The organism is Candidatus Symbiopectobacterium sp. NZEC135, from assembly GCF_025962695.1.
Map to the genome: position 1 here is coordinate 1 of NZ_JAGFPF010000450.1, position 1,399 is coordinate 1,399.

General features: G+C 59.9%; 1 pseudogene. It reads left to right on the plus strand.

What is annotated here, in order from left to right:
• Positions 1-1,399: pseudogene (locus J5224_RS27780) on the plus strand (cyclic beta 1-2 glucan synthetase); the annotation flags it as partial.

The following is a 1,399-nucleotide window of genomic DNA, read 5'->3' on the forward strand; positions in this document are numbered from 1 at the left end:
TGCCGAAGGCTCTTTTGTCGGCAAAGGCATCTACGATGTGGATACCTTCGTTACCGCAACGCAGCAAGTGTGCCCGGAAGATTTGGTGCTGAGCCACGATCTGCTCGAAGGCTGTTATGCCCGTTCGGGGCTGGTCAGCGACGTGCTGTTGTATGAACAGTATCCGAACCATTATCTGGCCGATGTAGCGCGCCGCACTCGTTGGATTCGGGGCGACTGGCAACTGCTTAACTGGCTGAAACCTCAGGTGATGCGTGCGGATGGATCGCACAGCAAAAACCCATTGAGCCTGCTGTCGCGTTGGAAACTGTTCGATAATTTGCGCCGCAGTCTGGTGCCGCCCGCCTTTTTGACACTGCTGTTCTGCGCCCTGTTGGCCGTGCCCAATCACGCCTATTGGCTGTCGGCATTAACGCTGACAGTGCTGCTGCCCACGCTGCTGTCCACGTTTCAGGACATCATCAGCAAGCCTCGGCGCCGTCCGTTCGAGCAGCATGTGCGGTTGGTGATTGTCGGCGCGCGCCAACGTTTGTTGCGTATGGGCGTCGAGATCCTCACCTTGCCGCACCGTGCGGGGTATTCGCTTCACGCCATTGCCATCACCCTGTGGCGACTGGGTGTCAGCCGACGTAATCTTAATCAATGGACTACTTTTGCGCAGTGCAGCGCACAGCGCGACGCCGCACCGGGGCGCTTTTACCGCGCCATGTGGCTCAACGTAGCGATGGGGTTGGCTCTCCCGTTGCTGAGCGCACAGCTTGCGCCCATGCTGCTGGTGGTGGCACTGCCTCTGGGGGCACTCTGGTGTCTGACGCCGTTATTGCTAAGCTGGATGAGCCGCGAACCTCAACGTCAGCGAACGGCGCTGAACGCCAAGCAACAGCGACGGCTGCGACAAAACAGCCGGGAAATATGGGCGTTCTTCGAGACCTTTGTCACCGCAGACGACAACTGGCTGCCGCCGGACAATTATCAGCAAGCGCCGCACGCGGTCATCGCTCACCGCACGTCGCCTACCAACATCGGCCTGTCATTGATGGCAACGCTGACCGCCTGGGATTTCGGCTACCTGCCGCTGGAACAGGCTCTGACACGCATCGCGGACACCCTGGATACGCTGGACAAACTGGAGCATTATCGCGGCCATTTGTACAACTGGTACGACACGCGCACGTTGGCCCCGCTGGCCCCGCGCTATATCTCCAGCGTGGACAGCGGCAATATGGCAGGTCACCTGCTCACGCTGCACGCGGCCATGCGTGCACTGCGCCATCAGCCGGTTTTTGATGCTGCACAGGTTGTGGCCGGTCTTGATGATACGCTGCGCATTCTGGTCAGGCACTGGGGCCGTAATGCGCCAACCACACTGCGCCAAATGCAGCGTCACTGTACGCGCGCT